Source organism: Pedobacter psychrodurus (assembly GCF_032678585.1).
Classification (GTDB): domain Bacteria; phylum Bacteroidota; class Bacteroidia; order Sphingobacteriales; family Sphingobacteriaceae; genus Pedobacter; species Pedobacter psychrodurus_A.
The window spans coordinates 1-1,765 of sequence record NZ_JAVTSN010000114.1 but is presented as its reverse complement, the minus strand read 5'-3'; the positions used below and the strand labels follow the sequence as shown (position 1 = coordinate 1,765).

The 1,765-nt window shown below is 42.1% G+C and carries 2 protein-coding genes; both read right to left on the bottom strand.

Annotated features, from left to right (window positions below):
- Window positions 1-287, bottom strand: a 287-nt coding sequence (locus R2S57_RS30260) for a hypothetical protein (RefSeq protein WP_316848637.1), incomplete at its 3' end; no start/stop codon positions are given.
- Between the two features lie 115 nt (window positions 288-402).
- Window positions 403-1,629 carry a tyrosine-type recombinase/integrase gene (locus R2S57_RS30255; protein WP_316848636.1) on the bottom strand — a complete coding sequence of 409 codons (1,227 nt, stop codon included), beginning with the start codon at window positions 1,627-1,629 and terminating at the stop codon, window positions 403-405.
- Window positions 1,630-1,765 lie beyond the last annotated feature (136 nt).

Genomic DNA, 1,765 nt, shown 5'->3' with positions numbered 1-1,765 from the left:
TTCCTTGCCCGCTGTATTGCTGTTTCACCTGATATGCTGTCGCAGGCATTAAAAAAGTGTTGAAGTTCCGTGATGGTGAATGCGTGCGGTAAATAGATACTTTTTTGTAACCGGGGAAGGGCCGGAGCTATGACCTCTGTTTTTCCCCGTTTCCTCAAATACTGGATAAAGCTCACAACGACAGATATCCGTGCCCTGCAGGAATTATTTTCTTCGGTGTCACGTTTCTTGCACCAACCATCTGTCATCTCCTGGGAAAGGATGTTTTTCCCGGGATATTCTTTCATACAATACCTGTCGAAAAGAACCATATTGGGCTCGGATGTGGACAGGTTCCAATGGTTAGATGCTTTTTGATAGAAAATATATTCCTGTATAAGCGGGACCAAAAAAGAGCTGAACCTATTCAAAGCACACCTCCTTTCCCAATGGGAAACAGGCAATACTGAGGGCGCATCCCTTTAGATGTATGAGGTCGGCACTTAAATAGGCATTGAGGGATGCGGGTGAGGCATGTCCCAATATCCGGCTGATTACTACTGGCGAGATATTATTTCCAAGCAGTGCAGTCGCTACATGATGCCTGAAGATATGAAAACCTTTTCGATCACCGCTTTTTGTTCTTATTCCTGCAATTTTCATAATCTTGCCGGCAACATTGGAAAGGCTCTTACTTTGCAGTCTGGCGTAAGGAGGACGGCTCAGCACAAAGATTTCCGGATGTTCACTACCCGGCCGTTCCAGTTTCATGTAATCATATATAGCATTGCCGACTGTTGCTCTAAGTGGTATCTCCAGGGGCACATCTGTTTTCTGCTGCCTGATATGGATCATTTCACCTTCCCAGTCTATATCAGCCATGGTCAGCGCTGCGATATCGCAGGAACGCAATCCCGTATATAGGGCAAGTAGCCCGATCGCTTTATCACGCAGAACAATAGTTGATTTACTATCCGTTAATGCGGCCTTTAACTTGGAAACCTCTTGCTGGGTCAGGTATTGTATGTTCTCTCTCTTTTCATAAAGATTGGGCATATAGGTTAATATTCTCGCGCATGTATTTTTCGGAAAGAACGGAATGCAGGTTTTCAGTACCGCTGAAACATTCTTTTTGTAGGAACAGCTTCTACGCAACTTCCCGTTTTGAAAGAATATTTCAAGCACGGCACCTTCCGTAATCTTACTGAGCGAATTAATACCCTTTTTATGCAGGGAGAGTAGAAAGGTAGTTGCATTATGTGATTCGGTGTATATTGTTGTATCCTTTTTAGTCTTTTCTGAATCCCGATAAAAGTCTATTACGGACTTGAATTCCCTTGGAAGATGATCATAGCTGCTTATTCTTAAGATCTGGTTTCTCCTACGTCGGTCTGGATACAGGCCTCGGATCTCAAACTGCTCTATAGCTCCGATAGCCGTTCTTTTCCCGCGGAGATAACTAAGGGAATTCGAGTTTGCCACATAAGCCAGGTAAGCATCTGTATAAGTTTTCCACCCTTTCAATTTTGCCTCACGAAGGATTCGTTTTATATCCCTTTCTAGCCCCGAGATATAGAATTTAGAGTAGCTGGCACTTTCCAGATACGCAATGAGTTGGGGATACTTGTTTTGTAAATTCTGAACATCCATAATTACTTCTCATCCTAATATTTGATTAGGTGATGAAACAATATAACTTAAATATTATCCAAACCTTTTTATTAGTAGGGCACAGATAATCAGTTATTTACAATTAAAGGTTTGGATAATATTAAAGTTTGGATAA

Bases quoted from the DNA above. Each gene is read 5' to 3' on its own strand.
- R2S57_RS30255 (WP_316848636.1), bottom strand. From the start codon at position 1,629: ATGGATGTTCAGAATTTACAAAACAAGTATCCCCAACTCATTGCGTAT.